At 71.7% G+C, this 24,120-nt stretch carries 25 protein-coding genes, 3 tRNA genes and 2 pseudogenes; 12 read left to right on the top strand and 18 right to left on the bottom strand.

What is annotated here, in order from left to right:
* Positions 1–27: 27 nt before the first annotated feature.
* From B277_RS14335 to B277_RS14345, 3 genes are read right to left on the bottom strand one after another with little or no spacing between them, the layout of a single operon-like run.
* Entirely contained in the window at positions 28–870 is an 843-nt protein-coding gene (locus B277_RS14335) for a CoA transferase (protein ID WP_007929545.1), read from the bottom strand.
* A 1-nt stretch (position 871) separates the two neighbouring features.
* Complete coding sequence (locus B277_RS14340; protein WP_007929547.1) at positions 872–3,046, bottom strand: 3-hydroxyacyl-CoA dehydrogenase NAD-binding domain-containing protein; 2,175 nt, start codon at positions 3,044–3,046, stop codon at positions 872–874.
* A gap of 35 nt (positions 3,047–3,081) precedes the next feature.
* Positions 3,082–4,302 (bottom strand): acetyl-CoA C-acetyltransferase, encoded by a 1,221-nt coding sequence (locus B277_RS14345; protein WP_007929548.1) that lies wholly within the window; start codon positions 4,300–4,302, stop codon positions 3,082–3,084.
* A gap of 114 nt (positions 4,303–4,416) precedes the next feature.
* Between B277_RS14345 and B277_RS20395 the strand changes: the two are divergent.
* Both B277_RS20395 and B277_RS19275 read left to right on the top strand, forming a co-directional pair.
* Positions 4,417–4,542 (top strand): annotated as a pseudogene (locus tag B277_RS20395) (TetR family transcriptional regulator); the annotation flags it as partial.
* Between the two features lie 53 nt (positions 4,543–4,595).
* Entirely contained in the window at positions 4,596–4,988 is a 393-nt protein-coding gene (locus tag B277_RS19275; RefSeq protein WP_007929550.1) for a hypothetical protein, read from the top strand.
* 132 nt (positions 4,989–5,120) lie between these two features.
* On the opposite strand, the gene B277_RS18045 is transcribed toward B277_RS19275, so the two are convergent.
* Positions 5,121–5,258 (bottom strand): hypothetical protein, encoded by a 138-nt coding sequence (locus B277_RS18045; RefSeq protein ID WP_169330622.1) that lies wholly within the window; start codon positions 5,256–5,258, stop codon positions 5,121–5,123.
* 69 nt (positions 5,259–5,327) lie between these two features.
* On the opposite strand from B277_RS18045, the gene B277_RS14355 reads away from it, so the two are divergent.
* Positions 5,328–5,876, top strand: coding sequence for an NYN domain-containing protein (locus B277_RS14355; protein ID WP_007929554.1), 549 nt, complete (start codon positions 5,328–5,330; stop codon positions 5,874–5,876).
* Positions 5,877–5,955: 79 nt separating this feature from the next.
* Positions 5,956–6,441 (top strand): hypothetical protein, encoded by a 486-nt coding sequence (locus tag B277_RS14360; protein WP_007929556.1) that lies wholly within the window; start codon positions 5,956–5,958, stop codon positions 6,439–6,441.
* A gap of 56 nt (positions 6,442–6,497) precedes the next feature.
* On the opposite strand, the gene B277_RS16240 is transcribed toward B277_RS14360, so the two are convergent.
* The 4 genes from B277_RS16240 to B277_RS17645 all read right to left on the bottom strand — a co-directional run bounded on the left by B277_RS16240 (position 6,498) and on the right by B277_RS17645 (position 8,356).
* A complete protein-coding gene (locus tag B277_RS16240) occupies positions 6,498–7,358 on the bottom strand; it encodes an outer membrane protein assembly factor BamB family protein (RefSeq protein WP_007929558.1) in 861 nt (286 codons plus the stop codon).
* A gap of 95 nt (positions 7,359–7,453) precedes the next feature.
* Complete coding sequence (locus B277_RS14370) at positions 7,454–7,924, bottom strand: hypothetical protein (RefSeq protein WP_007929560.1); 471 nt, start codon at positions 7,922–7,924, stop codon at positions 7,454–7,456.
* A 79-nt stretch (positions 7,925–8,003) separates the two neighbouring features.
* Positions 8,004–8,086, bottom strand: a tRNA-Leu gene (locus B277_RS14375).
* Positions 8,087–8,179: 93 nt separating this feature from the next.
* Positions 8,180–8,356, bottom strand: coding sequence for a hypothetical protein (locus tag B277_RS17645; RefSeq protein ID WP_156811806.1), 177 nt, complete (start codon positions 8,354–8,356; stop codon positions 8,180–8,182).
* A 453-nt stretch (positions 8,357–8,809) separates the two neighbouring features.
* On the opposite strand from B277_RS17645, the gene B277_RS14385 reads away from it, so the two are divergent.
* From B277_RS14385 to pknB, 6 genes and pseudogenes are all read left to right on the top strand, one after another.
* Positions 8,810–9,724, top strand: a complete 915-nt coding sequence (locus B277_RS14385) for an FhaA domain-containing protein (RefSeq protein ID WP_040881717.1) — start codon at positions 8,810–8,812, stop codon at positions 9,722–9,724.
* Positions 9,725–9,953: 229 nt separating this feature from the next.
* Positions 9,954–10,256 (top strand): annotated as a pseudogene (locus B277_RS19280) (FHA domain-containing protein FhaB/FipA); the annotation flags it as partial.
* A gap of 2 nt (positions 10,257–10,258) precedes the next feature.
* Positions 10,259–11,491, top strand: a complete 1,233-nt coding sequence (locus tag B277_RS14395; protein ID WP_007929567.1) for a Stp1/IreP family PP2C-type Ser/Thr phosphatase — start codon at positions 10,259–10,261, stop codon at positions 11,489–11,491.
* Entirely contained in the window at positions 11,488–12,864 is a 1,377-nt protein-coding gene (locus tag B277_RS14400) for an FtsW/RodA/SpoVE family cell cycle protein (RefSeq protein ID WP_040881721.1), read from the top strand. Before B277_RS14395 ends, B277_RS14400 begins: the two co-directional genes overlap by 4 nt.
* The gene (locus tag B277_RS14405) at positions 12,861–14,315 is read left to right on the top strand and encodes a peptidoglycan D,D-transpeptidase FtsI family protein (RefSeq protein WP_007929569.1); all 1,455 of its coding nucleotides are present in this window, start codon (positions 12,861–12,863) and stop codon (positions 14,313–14,315) included. The genes B277_RS14400 and B277_RS14405 overlap by 4 nt, the downstream gene beginning before the upstream one ends.
* Positions 14,316–14,367: 52 nt before the next feature.
* Positions 14,368–16,233: a Stk1 family PASTA domain-containing Ser/Thr kinase gene (gene pknB, locus B277_RS14410; RefSeq protein WP_007929571.1), complete on the top strand. Its 1,866-nt coding sequence runs from the start codon at positions 14,368–14,370 to the stop codon at positions 16,231–16,233.
* A gap of 145 nt (positions 16,234–16,378) precedes the next feature.
* Here the strand turns inward: pknB and B277_RS14415 are convergent, their stop codons facing one another.
* Genes B277_RS14415 through B277_RS14425 form a run of 3 tightly spaced genes read right to left on the bottom strand, consistent with a single transcriptional unit; the run spans position 16,379 to position 18,929 of the window.
* A complete protein-coding gene (locus B277_RS14415) occupies positions 16,379–17,386 on the bottom strand; it encodes a YihY/virulence factor BrkB family protein (RefSeq protein ID WP_007929573.1) in 1,008 nt (335 codons plus the stop codon).
* 9 nt (positions 17,387–17,395) lie between these two features.
* A complete protein-coding gene (locus tag B277_RS14420; protein ID WP_007929574.1) occupies positions 17,396–18,052 on the bottom strand; it encodes an aminodeoxychorismate/anthranilate synthase component II in 657 nt (218 codons plus the stop codon).
* A gap of 16 nt (positions 18,053–18,068) precedes the next feature.
* Complete coding sequence (locus tag B277_RS14425; RefSeq protein WP_007929576.1) at positions 18,069–18,929, bottom strand: DUF881 domain-containing protein; 861 nt, start codon at positions 18,927–18,929, stop codon at positions 18,069–18,071.
* 78 nt (positions 18,930–19,007) lie between these two features.
* Here B277_RS14425 and B277_RS19285 point away from each other — a divergent pair, with 78 nt between their 5' ends.
* Entirely contained in the window at positions 19,008–19,376 is a 369-nt protein-coding gene (locus tag B277_RS19285; RefSeq protein ID WP_007929577.1) for a cell division protein CrgA, read from the top strand.
* A 178-nt stretch (positions 19,377–19,554) separates the two neighbouring features.
* Here the strand turns inward: B277_RS19285 and B277_RS14435 are convergent, their stop codons facing one another.
* Positions 19,555–20,448, bottom strand: a complete 894-nt coding sequence (locus tag B277_RS14435; protein ID WP_007929579.1) for a rhomboid family intramembrane serine protease — start codon at positions 20,446–20,448, stop codon at positions 19,555–19,557.
* 5 nt (positions 20,449–20,453) lie between these two features.
* Positions 20,454–20,975, bottom strand: a complete 522-nt coding sequence (locus B277_RS14440; RefSeq protein WP_007929580.1) for a peptidylprolyl isomerase — start codon at positions 20,973–20,975, stop codon at positions 20,454–20,456.
* A 126-nt stretch (positions 20,976–21,101) separates the two neighbouring features.
* Between B277_RS14440 and B277_RS14445 the strand changes: the two genes are divergently transcribed.
* A complete protein-coding gene (locus tag B277_RS14445) occupies positions 21,102–22,127 on the top strand; it encodes a hypothetical protein (RefSeq protein WP_007929582.1) in 1,026 nt (341 codons plus the stop codon).
* Between the two features lie 737 nt (positions 22,128–22,864).
* Here the strand turns inward: B277_RS14445 and B277_RS14450 are convergent.
* The 5 genes from B277_RS14450 to B277_RS14470 all read right to left on the bottom strand — a co-directional run.
* Positions 22,865–22,937, bottom strand: a tRNA-Ala gene (locus B277_RS14450).
* Between the two features lie 13 nt (positions 22,938–22,950).
* Positions 22,951–23,133 carry a DLW-39 family protein gene (locus B277_RS17080; protein ID WP_007929584.1) on the bottom strand — a complete coding sequence of 61 codons (183 nt, stop codon included), beginning with the start codon at positions 23,131–23,133 and terminating at the stop codon, positions 22,951–22,953.
* A 19-nt stretch (positions 23,134–23,152) separates the two neighbouring features.
* A tRNA-Ile gene (locus tag B277_RS14460) sits at positions 23,153–23,229 on the bottom strand.
* 87 nt (positions 23,230–23,316) lie between these two features.
* The gene (locus B277_RS14465) at positions 23,317–23,652 is read right to left on the bottom strand and encodes a DUF3566 domain-containing protein (protein ID WP_238539416.1); all 336 of its coding nucleotides are present in this window, start codon (positions 23,650–23,652) and stop codon (positions 23,317–23,319) included.
* Positions 23,653–23,784: 132 nt separating this feature from the next.
* The coding region (locus tag B277_RS14470) for a DNA gyrase C-terminal beta-propeller domain-containing protein (protein ID WP_274517186.1) at positions 23,785–24,120 on the bottom strand (336 nt) is incomplete at its 5' end.

A 24,120-nucleotide genomic window follows, 5' to 3' on the forward strand; every position in this document is an offset into this window, starting at 1 on the left:
GAAGTCGGGGGGCGGGCGACGGGGCGGTCAGGATGGGCGAAGGGGGGCGAGCGGCACGTCGTGCTCCGCAGCCCAGGTGGCCCACTCGTCGGCCGTACGGCCGGCGAAGAGCTCCGCCAGCCGCTCGCGCGAGAGCTCCTCGGGCGCGATCCCGAGGACCTCGAGCAGGCGGGCGGTGAAGTGCGGCTCGAGCGCGGCGAGCGCGATCGGCCGGTCGGCGGTGTCGTAGACGGCGTAGACCGGCAGGCCGCCACCGAGCAGCGCGCCCGGCGCGGTGAGCCCGTGGCGTCGGGGGCCGGCGATCGTCGCCGACACGTCCGACAGGGCCACCTCGCGGCGTACCCCTTCACCCGTGCGGGACCGGGCCACGAGCGCGGCCGCAGCCTCCGCCGCCGCTCGCTCCGACCCGGCGAGGTCGACGACGAGGGTGGCGGGCATCCTCCCTTCGCCGAGCAGACCTGTCACTGCCTGGTAGGTGAGGTCGTGACCGGGCGTCTCCGCCTCGTCGCCCGGGTGGCCGACGATGTCGACCTGGCAGACCTGCGGGTGCCGCGCGTGCACGGACTCGAAGTCGAGCCCGAGCCTGCGCAGCGCCGACGGCCGCGAGCTGGTGACGAAGACGTCTGCGGCAGCGAGGAGCTCGTCGACCTCGGCCCGACCGGCGTCGGACTTCAGGTCGACCCGACGCACCTCCTGACCGACGTGCAGCTCGTCGTAGTAGTCCTTGGCGAACTGCTCCATCGGGTCACCGCCCGGGGGCAGGACCGTCACGGCGCTCGCCCCCTGCCCGGCCAGCCGCGCGACGGCGGCCGGCCCGGGCAGGTTGATGGCGATCGAGACGACGCGGACGCCGGTCAGGGGGTCGGACACGTCAGGTCTTGTCGACGAGGGTGCCGGCGGCGACGCGGCCGCGCAGCCACTCCGACGGGCGGAAGCGCTCGCCGTAGGTGTCCGCGAGCTCGTCGGCGCGCGCGACGAAACCGGCCAGGCCGCCCTCGTAGTTCGTCATGAAGGTCGCCGGCCCACCGGTGTGCGGCGGGAAGCCGATGCCGAAGATGCCGCCGACGTTGGCCGACTCGGTGTCGGTGAGCACGCCGTCCTCGAAGCAGCCCGCGGTCTCCAGCGCCATGATGAAGAGGTAGCGGTCCTGCAGATCACGAAGGGGGACCTGCGTCCCCTTCGCGAAGCGCTCGCGCAGCCCGGGCCACAGGACCTTGGGCCCGTCGGCCGGGTAGTCGTACATGCCGGCGCCGGCGGCGCGGCCCTTGCGACCCTCCGCGACCATCGTGTCGATGAGCTCCTCGCCCGGGCCCTTGGGCAGGGTCTTGCCCTCCGCGGCCGCGGCCTTGTCGGCCTCCGCGCGGATGTGCTGGGTGAGGGTCAGCGAGACCTCGTCGAGCATCGCCAGCGGCGGCGCGGGGAAGCCCGCCGTCGTCGCGGCCCGCTCGACGACCATCGGGTCGATGCCCTCGGCGACGGCGACAGCGCCCTCGAGGATCAACGTGCCGAAGACCCGGCTGGTGTAGAAGCCGCGCCCGTCACCGACGACGACCGGGATCTTGCGGATCTGCTGGACGATGTCGATCGCGCGGGCGGTCGCCTCGTCGGAGGTCTGCTCGCCGCGGATGATCTCGACGAGCTGCATCTTGTCCACCGGCGAGAAGAAGTGCAGGCCGATGAAGTCGGCCGGCCGGCTGGAGAACTCCTGCAGCGAGGTGATCGGCAGGGTCGAGGTGTTGGAGCACAGAAGCGTGTCCGGCCCGACGACTGCTTCGACCTCGGAGAAGACCTGCTTCTTGAGGTCGTAGTCCTCGAAGACCGCCTCGATGACGACGTCGACGCCCGCCAGGTCGTTGACGTCGGCCGTCGGGGTGATCCGCGCGAGCACGGCGTCGGCCTTGGCCTGGTCCATCTTGCCGCGCTCGACGCGCTTGGCGAGCAGCTTCTCGGAGTAGCCCTTGCCCTTCTGCGCGCCCTCGATCGAGACGTCCTTGAGGACGACCTCGATGCCTGACATGGCGGCGGAGTAGGCGATGCCGGCGCCCATCATCCCGGCGCCGAGGACCCCGACCTTGCCGACCTGGCGGCGCTCGACGCCCTCGGGGCGCAGCTTGCCGCTGTTGATCGCCTGCAGGTCGAAGAAGAAGGCCTGGATCATCGCGGTCGACTCGCGGCCCGCCGCGAGCTCGGTGATGTAGCGCGACTCGATCCGGCTCGCGGTGTCGAAGTCGACCTGCGAGCCCTCGACGGCCGCGGCGAGGATCGCGCGGGGCGACTTCGTCGGGGCACCCTTGAGCGTCTTGCGCAGGTTGGCGGGGAAGGCCGGCAGGTTGGCGGCGAACTTCGGGACCGACGGGCTGCCGCCGGGGATCTTGAAGCCCTTGATGTCCCACGGCTTGGTGGCCACGCCCTCGTCGTCCTGGTGCTCGCGGATCCACGCCTTCGCGGCCGGGACGAGCTCCTCGCGGGTGGCGACGAGCTGGTCGACGACCCCCTTCGCGTGGGCCTGCGCCGGCGCGTACTGCTGGCCCTGCAGGAGCCAGCCCATGAGGGCCTCCTGGATGCCGAGCATCCGCACGAGGCGGGTGACGCCGCCACCACCGGGCAGCAGGCCGAGGGTGACCTCGGGCAGGCCGAGCTTGACCTTGGGGTCGTCGACGGCGATGCGGTAGTGGGTCGCGAGCGCGAGCTCGAGACCGCCGCCGAGCGCCGCACCGTTGATCGCGGCGACGACGGGCTTGCCGAGCTGCTCGAGGCGCCGCAGCTGCGACTTGATGCCCTCGATGCCGGCGAAGAACTCACCGGCGGTCTCCTCGGTCACCGACTGAAGGTCGGTGAGGTTGCCGCCGGCGAAGAAGGTCTTCTTGGCGGAGGTCAGCACGACACCGGTGATGTCGTCGCGCTCGGCCTCGAGGCGGTCGACGGTCTCACCCATCGCCGCGACGTAGGTGTCGTTCATCGTGTTGGCGCCCGCACCGGGGTCGTCCATCGTCAGCGTGACGATGCCCTCGTCGTCGCGCTCGTAGCGGATCATGTTCTCGCTCATGGCTTCTCGTGCTTCCTGTCCGTGACGAAGGGGGGTCAGACGCGCTCGACGATCGTGGCGACACCCATGCCGCCGCCGATGCAGAGGGTGGCGATGCCGCGCTCGAGGTCGCGGCGCTCCAGCTCGTCGACGAGGGTGCCGAGGATCATCGCGCCGGTGGCGCCGAGCGGGTGGCCCATGGCGATCGCGCCACCGTTGACGTTGGTCTGCTCCTCGCTCCAGCCCATGTCGCGCATGAGCTTGAGGGCGACCGCGGCGAAGGCCTCGTTGATCTCGACGAGGTCGATGTCGCTGGCCTTCATGCCGACCCGGTCGAGGGCCTTGCGGCACGACGGGGCGGGGCCGGTCAGCATGATCGTCGGCTCGGAGCCGATGACCGCGGTGGAGACGATGCGGGCGCGGGGGGTCAGGCCCATCTCCTGGCCGACGCGCTCGTTGCCGACGAGCAGCAGCGCGGCGCCGTCGACGATGCCCGAGCTGTTGCCGGCGTGGTGGACGTGGTTGATCGCGTCGACGTGCGGGTACTTCTCGGTGGCGACGAAGTCGAAGCCGCCCTGCTCGCCCATCGCGGCGAAGGAGGGACGCAGCCCGCCGAGCGACTCGGCGGTCGTCCCGGGGCGGATCGTCTCGTCGCGGTCGAGGATCGTGATGCCACTGGCGTCCTTGACCGGGATGACGCTCTTGTCGAAGTAGCCGCCCTCCCAGGCAGCAGCCGCGCGGGCGTGGGACTGCGCGGCGAAACGGTCGACCTCGGCGCGGTCGTAGCCCTCGATCGTCGCGATGAGGTCGGCGCTGATGCCCTGGGGCACGAAGTCGGTCTCGAGGGCGGTGCGCGGGTCCATCGCCCACGCGCCGCCGTCGCTGCCCATCGGCACGCGCGACATCGACTCGACACCACCGGCGATGAGCAGGTCCTCGAAGCCGGAGCGCACGCGCGCCGCGACCTGGTTGACCGCCTCGAGGCCGGAGCCGCAGAAGCGGTTGAGCTGCACGCCCGCGACCGGCTCGGGGTAGCCCGCCTTGAGGGCGGCGATGCGCGGCAGGACGGCGCCCTGGTCGCCGACCGGCGAGACGATGCCCATGACGAGGTCGTCGACCTGGGCGGCGTCGAGGCCGGGGTTGCGCTCCCGGATCGCCTGCAGGAGGCCGACGGTCAGGTCGATCGGCTTGACCTCGTGGAGGGAGCCGGAGGCCTTGCCCTTCCCTCGGGGTGTGCGGACGGCGTCGTAGATGATCGCCTGGGGCTGCTCGGGCATGGGCCGGCTCCTTCGCGGGTCACTGCTGGGGTTCGCCTCGCACCCTACGCAGGCGTTGAACACGTGTGCAATGGTGGGTCGACTTGTTCACCGTCACACCGAAGGCAGGTCCCCGTGGGTTCACGAGAAGGCGCCGCCGGCGACACCAGCACGCGGATCCGGGACGCGGCACTGGCGCTCTTCGCCGCGCGGGGAGTCGCCGCGACGAGCCTGCGCGAGGTCGCCCGCTCCGCCGGCGTGGCCCCGGGCTCATCGGTCACCACTTCGGCGGTAAGGAGGGTCTGCGCGAGGCGGTGGACGCCTTCGTCGTCCAGCGCTTCCGCGAGGCCCTGGCCTCGGTCCCCCTCGAGGGCACGACCGCGGAGATCGCGGCGGGCCGTGACGCCGCTGTCGCCCGGATGTTCGCGACCAACCCCGAGGTCATCGACTACCTGCGCCGCGTCGTCGTGACGCCCGGCCCCGGCGATATCGGCCTGGCCCGCCTGCTCATCGAGGAGACCATCGCGCAGACCCAGACCCTGCGCAACCACGGCGTGACCCGCAGCGGGGTGCCGGTCACCGAGCAGGCCGTCGCCGTCCTGCTGCGGCAGCTGGGCACCTGGCTGCTCCAGCCGACCCTCGACCGGATCTGGCAGCTCTCCGGCGCCGAGGGCGACTCCCCGGAGGTCCGCGTCACCCTGCGCTGACCCACCCGGCCCCACCTCCGGTCCCTGCCCTTCGAGACGCTCGGCCGTGGACGGCCTCGCTCCTCAGGGCCCGGAGGCCGCCCGCGGCGGTCCCAGAGGGCCCTGTCCCGGCGGCAGGCTCACGAGCCCCGCTCAGCCGTTGGGGTCGGCATTGGCCGGGCACTCGCACCACTGGTCGGCGGGCACCTGGGCCCGCACCTGCGCGACGTGCTCGCCGCACCCGCTCCACGTCGTCTTGCCGCACTGCTGGCACCGGACCGGCATGCACACGGGCGGTCACTCCCCTTCGTCGTCGTCGCGCCGGACACGCTCCGGCGCCGCTCACAGTAGGGTCCCAGCATGGCCGATCGCAGCACCTACCTCCTCGTCGACGGGGAAAACATCGACGCCACCCTCGGGGTCTCCGTCCTCGGGCGGCGCCCGGAGCCGCAGGAGCGGCCGCGGTGGAACACGCTGCTCGAGTACACCGAGGCGGCGTGGGGCCAGCCGGTCAAGGGGCTCTTCTTCCTCGCGGTGGCCGGTGAGCTGCCGGCCTCCTTCGTCCAGGCGCTGCTCGCGATGGGCTACCGGCCGGTGCCGCTGCGCGGCGAGGGCAAGGTCGTCGACATCGCGATCCAGCGCACGGCGCAGGCGCTCGTCGAGCGCGATGCCGACGTCATGCTCGTCAGCCACGACAACGACTTCACGCCGCAGATGGAGGCGCTCGCCGAGGACGAGGACCGGCGCATCGGCATCGTCGGCTTCAGCGAGTTCATGGCCAACGGGCTCAAGCAGATCGACGGCATGGAGTTCTTCGACCTCGAGTACGACGTGTCGGCCTTCAAGAGCCGCCTGCCGCGCGTCCGGGTCATCGAGATCGACGAGTTCGACCCGCTCGAGTTCATCTGACGAGCTGCGCGTCACCGCTCGAGCATCCTCGGCGCTGCCCTCGTTGGACTCCCGGAACGCCAGCCGATAGGCAGGAGGCATGGAGCAGACACCGGTGCCCCCGATCCTCATGGGCGTCTACCGCTACCCGCGGATGATGACCTCGAAGTCCGAGCCGACGATCCTCGGCGTCCTCCCGGGCCGGGTGTGGCTCGTCGGCCAGGGCGGCGTCCTCTTCGACGCGCCCGCGCAGGCGATCCGCGCCAAGGCGAGCAAGACCGTCGGACACGTCACCCTCGAGGTAAACGGCGGCAAGCACGTCCTCGCGGGGATCGGCAGTGCCTCGGGCGCCCCCTTCAGCGAGCAGCAGCTCGCCGAGCTGGCCGCCTCTCGTCCGGCCGTCGAGGGCCATCCAGCAAGCCAGTCGCTGATGGCCGGCCGCACCCTCTACGTCGGGGCTCCGGGCAAGATCGACGGGACCTACCAGGGCGGCGTCCAGTCGATCGTCGGCCGCGAGATCGGGCAGCAGCGGGAGATCGGCGCTGCCCTGCGCGAGCTGCTCACCGCCGTGGGCGTCGCGGTCTGAGGCCGCCCGACTGCCGGGCGCTGCATCCCCCTTCGTCGCCGCGTCGCGGGCAGTCGTCAGGGCAGGTCGACGACCACGACCCGACCGGTCGCCGTCGTGATGACGGCCCGGTCGTCCGACAGCAGCCGCACCGAGGTCCCGCCGACGTAGCCGGAGAGCAGCGGGCGGCTGCGGCCCGTCGCGGGGTCGAGCTCGTCGACGAAGCCCAGCGTCGTCGCACCGACGATCGTCCCGTCGGACCGGACCGCGAAGTCGTCGAGGCTCGTGCTCACCCCGGCCACGCGCTGCGTCGCGCCGGTCGACGGGTCGACGCGGAAGACGGCGCCGAGCAGCGTCGAGCCGACGTACAGCTGACCCTGCGGCCCCACGGCCACCCCGTTGGGCGTGGGGAAGGACGAGGTGAGACGGCGCCGCTCCCCGGTCTGCGGGGCGACCCGGTGGACCCCTGCGTCACCGCCCAGGGTCACGCTGACGACGAGGTCACCGTCGGGCAACCGGGCCATCCCGTTGGCCTCACCCATGCCGGTGGTGACGGTGCGTCGGGCCCCGGTCGTCAGGTCGATGGCGAACACGCCGCCCTTGCGGGTGAAGATCGAGGCGGGTGTGTTGCCGGTGACGACGTAGACGGTGTCGCCGTCGACGACCATCTGGCTGGGGTCGGCGACCTCTGCGACCGTGGTGATCTGGTGCGTCTGCGCGTCGACACGCTGGATCTTGTGCTGGTTGAGGTTGGCGACCAGCAGGTCCCCGTCGGCCAGGATCGCCGCCCCCTCCGCCCAGCCGCCGATGTTGACGTCGAGTCCGTCGGTGACCGCGACGCTCGTCGTCGGCGCGGCGACCGCCCCGGCCGACGGAGCGGCGATGAGCGTGAGAGCCGCGGCCGCGGCGACGATCGTGGTCCGGGTCAGGTGGCGCATGGTGTCCCCTCGTCGAGCGGAGCTCGCCTCGGCAGACACGGCCAACCTAGCGACCGAGGGTGCCGCGCACCTGGCAGACGTCAGAGCTCCCCTACTCAGGGGACGTCCCGATCGTCGTTGAAGGGCGACTCACGGAGCACGGCGACGTGGTCGGAGTGCAGGCGATCGCCCCACGCCAGCTCCACCCGGTTCAACCAGAGCTCGCTCAGGTGGAACCACTGACGCCGAGAGTCCTCTCGCGGGCGACGATGCCTTGCCTCGTACGTCCTCGCGAGCTGGGCCGCCATGTCCGTCACGAGCGACTCGACCACCCCGTCGACGCTCTCGTGCACCTCGTCCCGGACGAGCTTGCCCCGCTCATGAGCCCGGACGAAGAGGCGGCCGTCGTCCTCGCCGTAGTACGGGTGGGCTCCGTCGATGTTGTCGCGGTCCGGCACCCGCCAGGGCCGCAGACCCGACTCCCGCTCGAGGACCGCGACGCACTCCTCCAGACGGCGGGCGACCTCGGCGAGACGATCGGGCACGTCGGCGCCGCGCCCGGGCTGAGTCTGCGGGTCAGGTGCCATGCCGGCCAGCCTGCCACCGACCGGATGCAGGCACGACGAAGGGCGTCCCACCAGCTGGTGGGACGCCCTTCGTGAACTGTGCGCGAGGGGGGATTTGAACCCCCACGCCCTTTCGGACACTGGCACCTGAAGCCAGCGCGTCTGCCGTTCCGCCACTCGCGCAAAGAGTGAGCCGCGCACCTCTCGGCGCACGAGCCGTCTCATTGTGCCCCATGACCCGACCGATCCCCAAAGCGGCGGGGCGCGGGGTCCCGGTCAGCCCTGCTCGCTCACGCTGAGGTGCTGCTGGGCCAGCCGGCGAAGGGGGGCGAGCACCCGGTCGACGAGGACGGTCCCGAGGACCACCTGCCGCACCGCGCCGGCGGGGTCCTGGGGGACGGAGTCGACGTCGACCCGGGCCACACGCAGGCCCCCTTCCGCGTAGGCGCTCATGCGAGTCTCGTCGACCCCGGGTACTCCTCGCGCAGCCGGCGCACGACCCCCGGCACCCCCACCTGGGCCGCGGAGCTGAAGGAGGCGCATCCGCGCGCCCCGCACCCACTGAGCTTGTCTCCCTTCGAGACGGCCGCGGGCGGCCTCCTCAGGGAGCGCGTGGGAGACGGCCGCGGGCGGCCTCCTCAGGGAGCGCGTGGGAGACGGCCGCGGGCGGCCTCCTCAGGGAGCGCGTTGGAGACGGCCGCGGGCGGCCTCCTCAGGGAGCGGGTGAAGGGACTACGGCCTTACCCCCCGGTGGGGTAGGGCCGTAGCGCTGACGCGAACTCCTCCCTTCGCCGGCCTCCCGCAGCGGGCAGACGCACCACGGCGCGGGTGCAGGCATCGCCCAGCCAGCGCCGTTAGGGTGGCCGGACCCATGTCCGTGTCGACCGCTGCCCGAAGGGAGGAAGCGTGAGCCTCTTCGAGAGGATGGAGCGCAAGCTCGAGCGCACCGTCAACGGCGTCTTCGCCCGCGCCTTCCGTGCCGAGGTGCAACCGCTCGAGCTGGCCTCCGCGCTCCGCCGCGCGATGGACGACCGGGCGACCATGCTCGGCCGGGGTCGCACGATCGTGCCCAACCTCTTCACCGTCGAGCTCGCACCGAGCGACTACGAGCGCCTCACCGAGTTCGACCAAGAGCTCGAGGACGAGCTGGTCGCGGCCGCCCAGGAGCACTGCGAGTCGCAGCGCTACCAGCCCGGCGGCCCCCTGCAAGTCCTCTTCGACCAGGACGACGAGCTCGAGACCGGCGTCTTCCGGGTCCGCCCCGCCACCGCCCGGCAGCGTGTCGAGCGCGCCGAGCAGGTGCGCGCCTACTCCGACGAGCAGGCCCGCACCGACGACCGTCACGACGCCTACGACGAGTACTCCGGCGGCTGGGACCTCGACGACGTCGAGGACGAGCCGGCACCTGCACCCCCGCCCGCTGCCCCCCAGCAGACCGTCCCGCGGCCCCGCCCGGCCGCCGAGGACCAGCCGACCGCCGTCCACCGCCCGGCACCGGCCCGCCCCGCAGCCACCCCCCGCTCGGTCCACGACCGGCCCTGGCTCGAGGTCGACGGCGAGCGCTACCCGCTCATCGCCGCCATGACCGTGCTCGGCCGCGACGAGGGCGCCGACGTCGTCCTCGACGACCCCGGCATCTCCCGCCGGCACTGCGAGGTGCGCGTCACCCACGACGGGCCCCGCCTCGTCACCCACGTCCGGGACCTGCGCTCGACCAACGGCACCTTCGTCAACGGCGAGCCGACCGACGCCGCCCAGCTCTCCGACGGCGACCGCATCACCGTCGGTCGCACCCAGGCCACCTTCCACGCCGGTCGCTGACGCGACCACCATCCCCCCGACAGGAGCCCCGAGTTGAGCGAGTTGACGGTCACCGTGCTGCGCCTCGGCCTGCTCGTGCTGCTGTGGGTCTTCGTCCTGTCGGTCGCCTCCGTGCTGCGCACCGACCTCTTCGGCACCCGGGTCGTCAACCGTCGCCCCGCCCCGCCCAAGAAGGCCGCCCGCCGCGCCAGCACCGAGAGCGCCGCCCCGGCCACCCCCGCGCCCCGCGCGCAACCCGCGCACGCCGACGCACATCGTGCTGACGACCGGCCCGCTCACCGGCACCTCCCTCCCCCTTCGCGACGCCGGCGTCCTCATCGGACGCAACCCCGAGTGCGCACTCGTCCTCGACGACGAGTTCGCCTCCGGGCGGCATGCGCGGATCCTGCGCGCCGAGGACGGCTGGTACGTCGAGGACCTCGGCTCGACCAACGGCACCTTCGTCGGCCAGTACCGCGTCGGCGACCCCGTCCCCGTCGAGGTCGGCACCTCGATCCGGATTGGGCGCACCGTCATCGAGCTGAGGAACTAGCGATGGCGCTGACCTTCCACTACGCCGCCCGCTCCGACGTCGGGCTGGTCCGCAAGGACAACCAGGACTCCGGCTACGCCGGCCCCCACCTGCTCGTCGTCGCCGACGGCATGGGCGGCCACGCCGGCGGCGACATCGCCTCCGCGACCGTCGTCACCGAGCTCGTCGAGATCGACCACGACTCCCTCACCGCCGCCGAGGCCTCCACCCAGCTGGGACGGGCCATCACCGCGGCCAACGACGAGATCGCGCACACCATCGCCGACAACCCCGAGCTCGAGGGCATGGGCACGACGGTCACCGCGATCATGCGCGCCCGCAACAAGCTGATCCTCGCCCACATCGGCGACTCCCGCGCCTACCTCCTGCGCGAGGGGCGCCTGGCCCAGATCACCAAGGACCACTCCTTCGTGCAGACCCTCATCGACGAGGGGCGCATCACCGAGGAAGAGGCCAGCACCCACCCGCAGCGCTCCGTCGTCACCCGCGTGCTCACCGGCGACGCCGGCGACGAGCCCGACATCGGGGCCCGCGAGGCCCGCCCGGGCGACCGCTACATGCTGTGCTCCGACGGGCTCTCGGGCTTCGTCGCGCTCGACACCATCGAGGAGATCCTCACCGCCGGCACCGCCCCCGGGCGGGCGGCCGACGACCTCGTCTCCCTCGCGCTGCGGGCCGGCGCCCCCGACAACGTCACCGTCGTCGTCGCCGACGTCGTCGACTCCGGCACCGGCCCCTCGACGCAGCCGCAGGTCGTCGGCTCCGCCGCCCTGCGCCGCCCCGCCAAGCGGGTCGACACCTCGCCCGCCGCCCGGGCCGCCGCCCTCACCGCGGGCGACGACGACGAGGACGTCGAGCTCGCCGAGGAGAGCCCGAGCCGGCGCGCCCGCTGGCTGCGCCGCATCGGTGGGCTGGCCGTCGCACTGCTCCTCCTCGGCGCGGTCGCCTACGGCGGCTACGCCTGGACCCAGCAGCAGTACTACGTCGGCGCCCGTGACGGGCACGTCACGATCTTCCGCGGCGTCGCCCAGGACCTCGGCCCGATCACCCTGCACACCGCCGTCGACGAGACCGACATCGAGATGGCCGAGCTGCCCTCCTTCTACCGCGACGAGGTCGAGGCGACGATCTCCGTCGACTCGCGCCCGGCCGCCGACGAGCGGGTCGCCAGCCTGCGCGCCGCCGCCGAGAAGTGCGGCCGGCTGCGGGCCACCGGGGAGCCCTGCGGGCGATGAGGCGGGCCATCACGACGATCACCCCGGCACGCGGGCGCAATGTCGAGCTGCTGCTCACGGCGCTCGCCATCGGCGTCGTCATCCTCGCCTACGTCAACGTCACCGTCGCCGAGTCGGGCGAGATCCCGCCCGACCTGCTCGGCCACACCGGCATCCTCGCCGCGATCGCGCTCGGCGTGCACCTCGTGCTGCGCTGGCGGGCCTCCTACGCCGACCCGATCATCCTGCCGATCGTCACCCTGCTCAACGGCATCGGCCTGGTGATGATCCACCGGCTCGACCTCGCCGCCGGCCGCGACTTCAGCTCCGGTTTGGCCCTGCGACAGCTCATCTGGACCGGCATCGGCGTCGCCATCGCCCTCGTCGTGCTCGTCGCCCTGCGCGACCACCGCGTCCTGCGCCGCTACACCTACACGGCCGGCCTCGCCGCCCTCGTCTTCATCGCCCTGCCGCTCACCCCCTTCGGCCACTCCGTCTACGGCGCGAAGATCTGGATCAAGCTCGGCGCCTTCACCTTCCAGCCCGCCGAGGTCGCCAAGATCCTGCTCGCGGTCTTCTTCGCCGGCTATCTCGTGCAGACCCGCGACATGCTCGCCCTCGCAGGCCGCAAGTTCCTCGGCATCACCTTCCCCCGTGCCCGCGACCTCGGGCCGCTCGCCATCGCCTGGCTCGCCGCCGCTCTGGTGCTCGTGCTCGAAAACGACTTCGGCACCACCCTGCTGATCTTCGGCCTCTTCGTCGCGATGCTGTACGTCGCGACCGAGCGGATCTCGTGGATCGTCCTCGGCCTGCTCACCGCGGCAGCCGGCGCCCTCGTCGTCTACCAGTTCGCCTCGCACGTGCAGACGCGCGTGCTGTGCTGGACCGACACCTTCTCCGAGGAGGGCATGGAGCAGTGCGGCCAGATCGGCACCGGCATCATGGGCATGGCCGCCGGCGGCATCTCCGGCACCGGCCTGGGCCGCGGCCGGCCGTGGCTCACCCCCCTGCCCGAGTCGGACTTCATCTTCACCAGCCTCGGTGAAGAGCTCGGCCTCATCGGCGTCTTCGCGCTGATCATGCTCTACGCGCTGCTCGTCGAGCGCGGCCTGCGCTCGGCGATCGGGCTTCGCGACGGCTTCGGCAAGCTCCTGGCGACCGGCCTGACCTTCGTCCTGGCCATCCAGGTCTTCGTCGTCATCGGCGGCGTCACCCGCGTCATCCCGCTCACCGGGCTGACCCTCCCCTTCGTCGCCTACGGCGGGTCCTCGCTGCTGACCAACTGGACGCTCGTCGCGATCCTCCTGCGCATCAGCGACCACGCCCGCCGGCCCGAGCCGGAGTTCGACCCCGCCTCCATGGACGCCCCGACCCAGGTGGTGAAGACGCGATGAACCAGCCCATCCGCCGGCTCTCGATGCTCGTCGCCCTGATGTTTGCCCTCCTGCTCGGGTCGAGCACGTGGATCCAGGTGCTCGGCTCCCAGGACATCAACGACCGCCCGGGCAACCGCCGCACCCAGCTCGAGAGCTACTCCCGCGAGCGCGGGCAGATCCTGCTCGCGGGCCGCCCCATCGCCAGCTCGACGCCCTCCGACGACGACCTGCAGTGGCAGCGCGAGTACAGCGACCCCACGCTCTACAGCCACATCACGGGGTGGAACTCCTTCACCTACGGTCCCGGTGGCGGCGTCGAGTACGCCGCCGACGGCCTGCTCTCCGGGCGCGACGACAAGCTCTTCTACGACCGCCTCACCGGCACCATCGCCGGCCGCGAGCCGAAGGGGGCCAGCCTCGAGCTGACCATCAACCCCAAGGTGCAGAAGGCCGCGAGCCAGGCCCTCGGCGACCAGCGCGGTGCCGTCGTCGCCATGGACCCGCGCACCGGCGAGATCCTCGCGATGGTCTCCCACCCGGACTACGACCCCACGCCGCTCGTCAGCCACAGCCCCGCGACGGAGAAGAAGGCGTGGGACTCGCTGAACGGCGACCCCAACCGCCCGCTCGTCAACCGCGCGATCTCCGGCAACCTCTACCCGCCCGGCTCGGTCTTCAAGATCGTCACCGCGGCCGCCGCCATCGAGGACGGGCAGTGGGACAAGGACTCGTCGATCCCCGGCCCCGCGGTGCTCGACCTGCCGCAGACCGACGTCGGCCTGCCCAACTCGCACCCCGGCGCGTGCGGCCCGAACGACAAGGTCACTCTCGCCGTGGCCATGCAGGACTCGTGCAACACCGCCTTCGGCTGGCTCGGCATGGAGCTCGGCGGCGACGCGATGCGCGAGCAGGCCGACAAGTTCGGCTTCGGCGAGGACCTCGACATCCCCATGAGCGTCACACCGTCGACGGTGCCCGCGGAGCTCAGCCCGCCGCAGGAGGCGCAGGTCGGCATCGGGCAGTACGACGTGCGGGTCACCCCCCTCCAGGTCGCCATGGTCACCTCCGCCGTCGCCAACGACGGCGTCGTCATGCGGCCCTACCTCGTCCAGTCGGTGCTCGGCTCCGACCTGTCGACGATCAGCGAGACCAAGCCGCAGCAGCTGTCCGAGGCCATGCAGCCCGAGACCGCCGACCAGCTGACGGGCATGATGCAGCTCGTCGTCGACCAGGGCACCGGCAAGCAGGCGGCCGTGCCCGGCACGAGCGTCGCCGGCAAGACCGGCACCGCCGAGCACGAGGACGGCAAGGCGCCGCACGCGTGGTTCACCGGCTTCGCCCCCGCGGACAACCCCCAGGTCGCCGTCGCCGTCGTGGTCGAGGACGGCGGGCGCGCTGGCAACGAGGCCTACGGTGGGTCGGTCGCCGGCCCGATCAGCGCCGCCGTCATGAAGGCGGCGATGGAGTGACCACCCCACGCACCCCCCGCAGCACACCCACTCGCGACGCCAGGGAGACACGATGAGCGCAGCGGCACCCCGCCTGCTCGGCGGACGGTACGAGGTCGGCGAGCTCATCGGGCGTGGCGGCATGGCCGAGGTCCACCTCGGCCACGACACCCGCCTCGGTCGACCCGTCGCGATCAAGATCCTGCGCACCGACCACGCCCGCGACGCCGCCTTCCTCGGGCGCTTCCGCCGCGAGGCCCAGTCCGTCGCCGGGCTCAACCACCGCTCGATCGTCGCCGTCTACGACTCCGGCGAGGACCGGGTCGTCGAGGCGGGCGGGGCCCACCTCGACATCCCGTACATCGTCATGGAGTACGTCGACGGCCGGACCCTGCGCGAGCTGCTCAACGAGTCCGAGACCGGCACCCTCGAGCCCACCGAAGCCGCCCGCATCGTCCAGCAGGTCCTCGAGGCCCTCGACTACAGCCACGACATGGGGATCGTCCACCGCGACATCAAGCCGGGCAACGTCATGATCGCCGACGACGGCGCGGTCAAGGTCATGGACTTCGGCATCGCCCGCGCCATCGCCGACACCCAGGCGACGATGACCCAGACCCAGGCCGTCATCGGTACCGCCCAGTACATCTCCCCCGAGCAGGCCCGCGGTGAGACCGTCGACAAGCGCAGCGACGTCTACTCCACCGGCTGCCTGCTCTTCGAGCTGCTGACCGGACGCACGCCCTACACCGGCGAGCCGATCTCGCTGACCTACCAGCACGTCAACGCCGACATCCCGCTCCCTTCGAGCGTCAACCCGCAGGTGCCGCCGCAGCTCGACGCGATCGTCCACCACGCCCTGACCAAGGACCGCGACGAGCGCTACCCCGACGCGAAGTCGATGGCCGAGGACCTCGAGGCCTACCGCGGCGGCAGGCCGATCAGCCCCGTCGCCACTGAGCGCCTCGACGCGGCGACGACCGCGCTGCCCGTGGTCGCGCCGCGGGGCGAGCCGACGCCGCGCACCGACCCCGAGACCGCGTCGATGCCGGTGGCCCAGCAGCGGCGCCGCGGCGGGGGTCTCGGGTGGCTCATGGCCGCCCTCCTGCTCATCCCGATCGCCCTCCTCGGGTGGTTTGCCTGGGATGCCAGCCAGGGCGAGGAGGTCGTGCAGGTCACCGTGCCCAAGGTCGTCGGCAGCGACGAGGACGCCGCCGTCGCCAAGCTGGAGAGCGTCGGCCTCAAGGCGGACGTCGAGACCGTGACCGATGACGGCGCCGTCGGGACCGTCATCGCGCAGGATCCGGGCGAGGGCACGAGCGTGCCCGAGGGCGACACCGTCGTCATCCAGGTCTCCGGCGGGCCGGACGAGGTCGGTGTGCCGAGCGTCGTCGGCATGGGACGCAACGAGGCCACCAAGGCGCTCCAGGACGCCGGGCTCGAGGTCGGTGAGATCACCGAGGAGGACAGCCCCGACCAGGGCCCCAACCGGGTCATCAGCTCCAGCCCCGGGCCGGCCGAGTCGGTCGCGAAGGGAAGCAAGGTCGACCTCGTCATCGCCTCCGGTGACGTTGACCTGCAGGACTACACGGGCCAGAAGATCGACGACGTCCGCAGCGACCTCTTCGGCCTCAAGCTGAAGATCAAGGAGACGACCCGCGAGTCCGACGAGGACGAGGGCACGATCCTCGAGCAGTCCCCCGGCGAGGGCAAGATCCGCCAGGGGCGCACGGTGACCTTCGTCGTGGCCCGCAAGCCGGCCGAGACGGTGACGACGACGCCGAGCTCGAGCGAGACCTCGGACGAGCCGAGCGACTCGGAGTCGTCCGAGCCCAACCCGACGTCGACCTCCCCTTCGGCCCCGCTGACCCCGACGCCCTCGGAGCCGAGCAGCACCCGCTCGACCAGCAGCACCACGCAGTCCCCCGCCAGCCCCTGACCCTGCCCACCTCGCATGTCCCTCGGCGGATGCGCAGGGGGTTGCCCAGGGCGTGCGCATTTCCCTAGGGAGATGACACCCCGCCCTGACATCTCCCTAGGGAGATGTGGGCTTCCGTGCGCATTTCCCTAGGGAGATGCGCAGGTCAGCTGATGTCGCCGTCGCCATCCCTGTCCCCGTCGTCGCGACGGCGGGCGTCGTCGAAGAAGACGTCGATCCGCTGGAATCCCTTGAGCTGCTGGGCCTCCGCGTGCCGGGCGTAGGCGCGCTGGTCGGCTCCGGTGAGCACGACCTGGTCGGTGAAGGGCGTGAGCAGAGCCCGGGGCCACAGATGCTCCTTGAGCACGACGTTGACCTCGAGGCAGAGCATGATGACGACGGCCATCGTGTAGAGGAAGACCAGCAGGCCGAGGACGACGGCGAAGACGGAGTTGAGGTTGCTCGCCCGCTCGATGACCGTGCTGACGTACACGGCACCGACCGCCTGCATCCCCTGCCAGGCCAGCGCCGCGAGCACGGCGCCCGGCAGCACGTCGGTGAGGCGCAGCGGCCGGGTCGTCGAGATGATGAAGACCAGCCCGATGACGAGCGTGTTCAGCCCGATCGAGGCGATGGTGATCGCCCAGCCCGCGTAGCCGCCGGCGACGAGCCGCTGCAGGTAGGTCGTCAGACCGGTCGTCAGGACGATCGTCAGGCCGGCGACGGCCAGCAGGAGCAGGCCACGGGCACGGCTGGCGAAGGGGTTGGGCCGGGAGTTGCGCGGGATCATCCAGGCGGTGTTGCTCGCGTACTGCAGCGCCTGCCCGACGCCGAGCCCGCCGTAGAGCGCCGCGAGCCCACCGATGAGCAGACCCATCGGCCCACCGCCGAGGGTGCCGGTCGTCCGCAGCTCGTCGCCGACGATCGGGAACTCCGACAGCGCCGAGTCGAGGATGCGGTCCTGCCACTGCGGCTGCCCCTGGAGGATGAAGCCGACCGCAGTCGACAGCAGCAGCAGCGCGGGGAAGAGCGACAGGAACCCGTAGTACGTGAGCAGTGCGCACAGGTAGCCGCCGAAGTCGTCGAAGAACTTGTAGACGACCGCGATGGGGAAGCCGACGAGCGGGTGACGACGCTGGATCCGGTCGACCGGACCGATGCTGGGCTCGCCCACAGCCGACCGTCAGCCGGCCGTGACGGCCCGCGCCACGCCTTCGACGTCGCGCACGAGCGGTGACATCCCGATGCTGCGCTCGACCGCACCCTCGTGGCCGGTCAGCTCCAGCCAGTTGGCCAGGATCCGGTGTCCCCCTTCGGTGAGCACCGACTCGGGGTGGAACTGCACGCCGTGCAGCGGCAGGTCGCGGTGGCGAGCGGCCATGATGATGCCCGACTCGGTGTGCCCGGTCGGCACGAGCGTGTCCGGGACGGTGGCCGGGTCGATCGTCAGCGAGTGGTAGCGCGTGGCGACGAAGGGGGACGGCAGCCCCGCGAGAACACCGTCACCGTCGTGCAGGACCCGGCTCGTCTTGCCGTGGAGCAGCTCGGGTGCCCGCCCGACGCTGGCGCCGAGGACGACCCCGAGGGCCTGGTGGCCGAGACAGACGCCGAGCATCGGTTGGGCCCGCTCAGCACAGGACTCGATCATCGCCGTCGAGACGCCGGCCTCCTCGGGCGTGCCGGGCCCCGGCGAGACGAGCACGCCGTCGAAGTCGGCCGCGTCCGCCGGCGTGATGGCGTCGTTGCGCACGACCGTCGTCTCAGCGCCCAGCTGCTGGAGGTAGCCGACAATCGTGAAGACGAAGCTGTCGTAGTTGTCGACGACGAGGATCTGGCTCACCGGGTCAGTATCTCCCTCAGTCGGTGGCGGGCAACGGGCGGGCGTGCTCGAGCCGGGTGCGACCGTCGAAGGCGGGCAGCTCCGACTCGTCTGCCCGGCTCACCTCGTAGCCGAGACCGACGGCGTCGACGTACTGGCGGTAGATGTCGACCGCTGGGTCGTCGTCGAGCGCCTGCTCGAGCTCGTCCGGGTCACCAACGGCCGTGATCGTGAAGGGCGGCGAGTAGACGCGGCCCTGGAGGATGAGCGTGTTGCCGACGCAGCGCACGGCGCTCGTCGAGATGACCCGCTGGTCCATGATCTGCATGGCCTCGGCGCCGCCGCGCCACAGGGCGTTGACCACGCCCTGCACGTCCTGCTGGTGGACGACGACGTCGTCGACGGTGAAGCCCTCGGGCACCTCGCTCGCCTTGAGGTGGGCGTCGTCGAGGGTGACCGTCACCGACGGCCCCTTGACCGGGGTCAGGCCCGCGACGCGGCCATTGGTCGTCGTCTCCTGCGAGATCTCGCGCATCCGCGCGCTGCCGGGCACGGCCTCGCGGGTGAGCCGGTCGACGTCGCTGCGCAGGGTCCGCACCTCCTGCCCGGACCGCTCGTTGTCGAGGGTCCGCTCACGGATGACGTCGGGCAGGCCCGTCGCCTCGCTGCGCAGGTCGGTGCCGCGGGCGGTCGTGCTGGAGGTCGCGAAGAGCAGGCCAGCACCCATGGCGATGACCGGCACGAGCGAGGACCACCGGCTGGGCCGATGGGTCAGCCAGGTACGCACGCGCGGGCCGAGGCCGGCCGAGGCGTCGGCCGGGGCGGTGGGGGTGTCGTCGGCGGCCCGGTCGTCGGTGGCTGCGGTCGGCTCGTCGGCCGCGGGCTGGGCGTCGGTCACGGGTACCCCCTTCGGTCGGTTGGTCGGGCCCGGACCTCTACGCTAGGCCACGACCCCGATCATCCCGAGGAGCACCCTGTGGCGAAGTCCGCCGACGACGCACCGGACGCCAAGGCCGAGGCCGACGCGACCCCCAGTACGACGACGTCGACGTCGTCCGCCGCGCGCAGCAAGCGCTCGGGCGACCCGCGCAGGCGCGCGGCCGTCAAGGACGCGGAAGAGGCCGCCGAGGCGAAGTCCCGCCACAAGGTCAAGGCCCAGCAGATCGGCAACCCCGGCTGGTTCGTCCCCGTCATGCTCGGCCTGATGCTCATCGGCCTCGTGTGGGTCGTGACCTTCTACATCACCCAGGAGCAGTACCCGGTCGAGTCCTGGGGGCGCTGGAACCTCGGGGCCGGGTTCGCCTTCATCCTCGCCGGCTTCGCGATGACCACCCGCTGGAAGTAGCCGGTCACCCACTCCGCACAAGGCCGCACCGTCCACACGGACGGTGCGGCCTTGTGCGTGTCCCCACCCCCAGCCCTGTGCACACAATCCTGTGGACAACCCACGTTATCCACAGGATTGTGCACATCTGGGGACAAATGACACGCGTGTAACTCCCGGATTTCCGGGGTTTCGCACGTCAGGCGAAGGGGGTGAGCACCGGCGCTGAGGACATCGCGTACTTACCCACAGCCAGGGCGAGGACGACGAGCAGCGTCGCCCCGATCCCGACCCAGGCGATCGCCGGCTGACGCCGGCTGCGGGAGAGCGCCAGCGCCAGGGCCATGAGGGCACCCGCGACGAGACCGCCGAGGTGGGCCTCCCACGCGACGTTGGGGACGACGAAGCCGATGACGGCGTTGATGCCGATCGTCGCGATCATCGACGAGCTGTCGCGGCCGAGGTGCCGGTTGAGCACGATGACGGCGGCGAAGAGACCGAAGACGGCGCCCGAGGCCCCGACGACGGGCACGTACGCGCCCGGGTCGTAGGGGTCCACCGGCTGGAAGAGCAGCCAGGTGACGCTGCCCGCGAGTGCGGCGACGAGGTAGACCGCGAGATAGCGGGCCCAGCCGAGCATCCGCTCGAGGTACCCGCCGACGAGCCACAGCGCGAGCATGTTGAAGAGGATGTGCATCGGCTGGTTGGGGCTGTGCGCGAAGGCCGAGGTGATGAGGCGCCAGGGCTCGGCGGTGCCGAGGGCCGGCGCGAAGGCGACCTCCTGGAAGACCCGCGGGGAGAGCAGCTCGGCGACCCACACGACGGCGCAGATCGCGATGATGCCCATGGTGAGCATCGGGCGACCGTCACCGGCGCGGCCGCCGAAGATCGTCACCTGGGGGCGCTCCCCCTTCGCCTGCTCGCGGACGCAGTCCACGCACTGGACGCCCACGGCGGCGCTGCGCTGGCACTCCGGGCAGACAGGGCGACGGCACCGCTGGCAGCGGATGTAGCTGACCCGGTCGGGGTGACGCGGGCAGACGGGGACGTCGCCGGAGCCGCCGTCCGGCGCGCCGGACGGCGGCTGCGACATGCGGATCAGTCCTCGACGATCTCGACGGACTCGATGACGACCGACTCGACGGGCTTGTCCATCGCACCGGTCGGCACGGCCGCGATCTTGTCGACGACCTCACGGCTGGGGCCGTCGGCCACCTCGCCGAAGATCGTGTGCTTGCCGTTGAGCCACGGGGTCTCGCCGACGGTGACGAAGAACTGCGAGCCGTTGGTGCCGTGGCCGCCGCGCTTGCCGGCATTGGCCATGGCGAGCAGGTAGGGCTTGGAGAAGGTGAGGTCGGGGTGGATCTCGTCGTCGAACTCGTAGCCGGGGCCACCGATGCCCTGACCCAGCGGGCAGCCGCCCTGGATCATGAAGCCGGAGATGACCCGGTGGAACTCGAGGCCGTCGTAGAACTTCTGCGGGTTGGTCCGGCCCGCGTCGTCCTTGTACTCCGCCTCGCCCGTGGCGAGGCCGACGAAGTTGGCGACCGTCTTGGGGGCGTGGTCGGGGAGGAGGGCGACGGTGATGTCGCCGAGGTTCGTGTGCAGGATGGCCTTCATGCTCCCCATCGTAGTCAGGGGGCCCGACACGGCGAACGTGGCAGGGCTCATCGCAGCCCTCGGTTTCGTCCGTCGCCGATCCGGTGCAGGATGGGGGTGAGTCCCCCGACGTCCGCAGGAGGAAGTGTGTTCCAGAAGAACAACAAGGTCGAGGGTGGTCGGGTCCGTGCCCACGAGACCGCCGAGGCCGCATCGCAGAAGGTGCACGAGATCATCGACAAGGTGGCCGAGCACTCCGAGCAGGGAGCCGAGCGCGCGCAGGAGCTCAAGGGCGCCGCCGCCGAGCAGGCCCAGTCCGCCAAGGTGAGCGCCGCCGCCCGCGCCGCCGACCTGCGTGAGCAGGCCGAGGACGTCAAGCAGCAGGCGGCCAAGGACGCCAAGCGCAACCGCAAGGCTGCCCGCAAGCAGGTCAAAGCCACGAGCAAGCGCGCCCGCAAGCACGCCGACAAGGCCGGCTCCGAGGTCCAGGACCTGCGCGACACCTTCGTCGACGAGGTGCTGCCCAAGGTCGCCACGACGGCCTCCGGCCTCGCCGCGGCGGGTGTCGCCGCGGGCCGCAAGGCTGCCGACGAGGCGGCCTCCCGCGCCCCCGAGGTCGTCGCCGCGCTGCGTGACGAGCAGGACCCCAAGCTGGCGCTCGCCGCGGCGAAGGGGGAGAAGCCCCGCAAGAAGCGACGCGGGCTCAAACTGCTCCTCCTCGCGCTCGTCGCGGGTGGCATCGCCGCCTTCGTGGCGAAGCAGAAGCAGGGCCCCAAGAAGGACCCGTGGGCCGTGCCCGCCGGTGACCCCTACAAGGCTCCCGCCACCGGCCGCGACTCCTCGCTGGCCACCGGCACGTCCGCTGCCGCCACCACCGCTGCGGCCGCCCCGGCTGCCGCTGCCGGTGTCGCCCCGGCGGCCGAGGTCGTCGACGAGGCGCCCGTCGCCGCGCCGCTGGCCGACGTGGACGTCGACGACGAGGGTGCCGACTCGATCGACTCCGAGGAGACGCTCGAGGACACCCGCGCCGAGGGCGACGACGCCTGGAGCTCCGCCCGTGACTGGGCCGACAACTCCGCGGTGCCGTCCGTCACGGACACCTCCGAGGGCAGCGACGTCACCCCGCACAACCTGGGTGGCGACCTCCCCGTCGAGGGCGACACCACGGCCTGATTCACCACCGATCCCCGAGGAGGGCGCCCCGCGCCCGTCTCGAAGGGCCACGACGAAGGGCGCCACTCCCCACACCGGGGGGGTGGCGCCCTTCGTCGTCTGCGGGCCCAGGCGAGGGAGTCGCGGACGAGCCGGGTGGAGCTGGCTGCCTGCTCGACCTGCACCCAGTGGCCGCACTGCCCGAAGACGTGCAGCTGCGATCAGCCGCCGACGAGCTCCGGTGGGCGCTCGGCGGGGGGTCTCGCGCCGCTGGCGGGGGATGAGCAGGCAGACGAGCGCACCGGCGAAGGCGGCCCCCGCACCGACGAGGAAGCAGACCCGGAAGGCGGACTCGTCGGGGATGACGTGGTCACCCAGGCTGATCGTGCGGCTGGTGAGGATCGCGGCCATCACCGCGCCGGCGAGGAGCTCGACCTCGAGCAGTCGACCGTCAACCGGCAGGTCCACGCGGCGCTCGAGTCAGGGGTCGTCGAGCGCTCCCGCCCCTCCGGCTCGCCGACCTATCTCGTCGGGATGAGCGTCGAGGGCCGGGAGCGCTTCCTCGCCGACATGGACCGCCTGCTCGCCGTCTACGACCGGGCGGTCGCCGCCGGCCCGCGGCAGAGCACGAGCGCTTCCTCGAGCACCTCGCGGCCTTCGTCGCGGCGCTGGACCCGCACACGGTCACCGCTACCGACTGACGGCACGACGAAGGGGGCCGCCCCGCTGATGCGGGACGACCCCCCCTTCGATCTCGGTGGAGGCGATCGGACTCGAACCGACAACCCTCTGCTTGCAAAGCAGATGCGCTACCAATTGCGCCACGCCCCCGAGGGCTGGTCGATCAGGTGGGGCGGTCGGTGACCGCCGCCCACGCACCGCCCGATCCGCCGGGGGCGGGTGCGGTGCTGCTCATCCGGCTCGTCGCGGCGTGCAGGTCCTTTTCGGACCGCTGCTGCTCGAGCTTGCGCCGGGCGTAGACCGCGCCGGCAGCCGCGACGATGACGAAGACCTTCTTCACGAACATCTCCTCACCGTCGTCGTGGTGGTGGGCCCAGGAGGACTTGAACCTCCGACCTCTTCGTTATCAGCGAAGCGCTCTAACCGCCTGAGCTATGGGCCCGTGTGCGCCGTGGAGAGTCTCCGTGGCGCGACGCCCGAGATTACCCCACACCCGGCGCCGAAACCAAAACGGCGCCGGGGGTGCGGATCAGTCGTCGGTCAGCGTCATGTGCACGCCGCCCACGAGGCTGGCGACGATGTTGTAGAGGAAGGCACCGAGGGTGGCGATGGCCGTCAGCAGGAAGACGTCGACGACCGCGATGACGATCGACAGCGAGACGACCCGGCCGAAGCCGAGGAAGTCCATGACGTCGAACTCCTCGCCCGAGCCGTCACCGATGATCTGGCCGGCCAGCTCGTTGACGGAGTCGAAGACCCCCATCGCCGAGAGCAGCACCCACATGACGGCCGTCATGACGACGAGCGCGATGCCCAGGGCCACGGAGACGAGGAAGCCGACCTTCATGACGGAGAAGGGGTCCACCCGCGAGACCATGAGCTTGACGCGGCGACCGGCCCGGGGGGGCGGGTCGGGAGGCGGTGCCTCCGGACGAGGTCCGCCGGGCCTGGGACGACCCTGCAGCCGTCCGCACGGCCGTGGTCTCTCCTGTCGAGCTCACTCCTGGTCACCTCCGGGGGCATCCCCCTGCTGGGCGGTCTCCGCCGGGACCTCCCCGGCGGACTGCACGTCAGGGTCCGACGCTACCTGCTCGTCCCCCGGCTCCGCGTCCTCGCCACGGTCGACGTTGCGAGCAACTGCGACGATCTCGTCACCCTTGCGCGGCGAGGCGAAGCTGACGCCCTGGGTGTTGCGGCTCGTCCGGTTGACCTCGGCCACCGCCGAGCGGACGATGTTGCCCTTTTCCATGACGACCATGACCTCGTCGTCCTCGTCGACGACGAGACACGACGAGCCGACCGCCCTTGCCGGACTTCGCCGCGAGCACGCCGA

The sequence above is a fragment of the Janibacter hoylei PVAS-1 genome, from assembly GCF_000297495.1.
GTDB lineage: Bacteria > Actinomycetota > Actinomycetes > Actinomycetales > Dermatophilaceae > Janibacter > Janibacter hoylei.

What these genes read in the sequence shown, in the direction of transcription:
- B277_RS14340 (WP_007929547.1), bottom strand. Translation starts at nt 3,046, where the DNA reads ATGAGCGAGAACATGATCCGCTACGAGCGCGACGACGAGGGCATCGTC.
- B277_RS14345 (WP_007929548.1), bottom strand. Translation starts at nt 4,302, where the DNA reads ATGCCCGAGCAGCCCCAGGCGATCATCTACGACGCCGTCCGCACACCC.
- B277_RS14355 (WP_007929554.1), top strand. Translation starts at nt 5,328, where the DNA reads ATGGCCGATCGCAGCACCTACCTCCTCGTCGACGGGGAAAACATCGAC.
- B277_RS14360 (WP_007929556.1), top strand. Translation starts at nt 5,956, where the DNA reads ATGGAGCAGACACCGGTGCCCCCGATCCTCATGGGCGTCTACCGCTAC.
- B277_RS16240 (WP_007929558.1), bottom strand. Translation starts at nt 7,358, where the DNA reads ATGCGCCACCTGACCCGGACCACGATCGTCGCCGCGGCCGCGGCTCTC.
- B277_RS14370 (WP_007929560.1), bottom strand. Translation starts at nt 7,924, where the DNA reads ATGGCACCTGACCCGCAGACTCAGCCCGGGCGCGGCGCCGACGTGCCC.
- B277_RS17645 (WP_156811806.1), bottom strand. Translation starts at nt 8,356, where the DNA reads ATGAGCGCCTACGCGGAAGGGGGCCTGCGTGTGGCCCGGGTCGACGTC.
- B277_RS14395 (WP_007929567.1), top strand. Translation starts at nt 10,259, where the DNA reads ATGGCGCTGACCTTCCACTACGCCGCCCGCTCCGACGTCGGGCTGGTC.
- B277_RS14400 (WP_040881721.1), top strand. Translation starts at nt 11,488, where the DNA reads ATGAGGCGGGCCATCACGACGATCACCCCGGCACGCGGGCGCAATGTC.
- B277_RS14405 (WP_007929569.1), top strand. Translation starts at nt 12,861, where the DNA reads ATGAACCAGCCCATCCGCCGGCTCTCGATGCTCGTCGCCCTGATGTTT.
- pknB (WP_007929571.1), top strand. Translation starts at nt 14,368, where the DNA reads ATGAGCGCAGCGGCACCCCGCCTGCTCGGCGGACGGTACGAGGTCGGC.
- B277_RS14435 (WP_007929579.1), bottom strand. Translation starts at nt 20,448, where the DNA reads ATGTCGCAGCCGCCGTCCGGCGCGCCGGACGGCGGCTCCGGCGACGTC.
- B277_RS14440 (WP_007929580.1), bottom strand. Translation starts at nt 20,975, where the DNA reads ATGAAGGCCATCCTGCACACGAACCTCGGCGACATCACCGTCGCCCTC.
- B277_RS17080 (WP_007929584.1), bottom strand. Translation starts at nt 23,133, where the DNA reads ATGTTCGTGAAGAAGGTCTTCGTCATCGTCGCGGCTGCCGGCGCGGTC.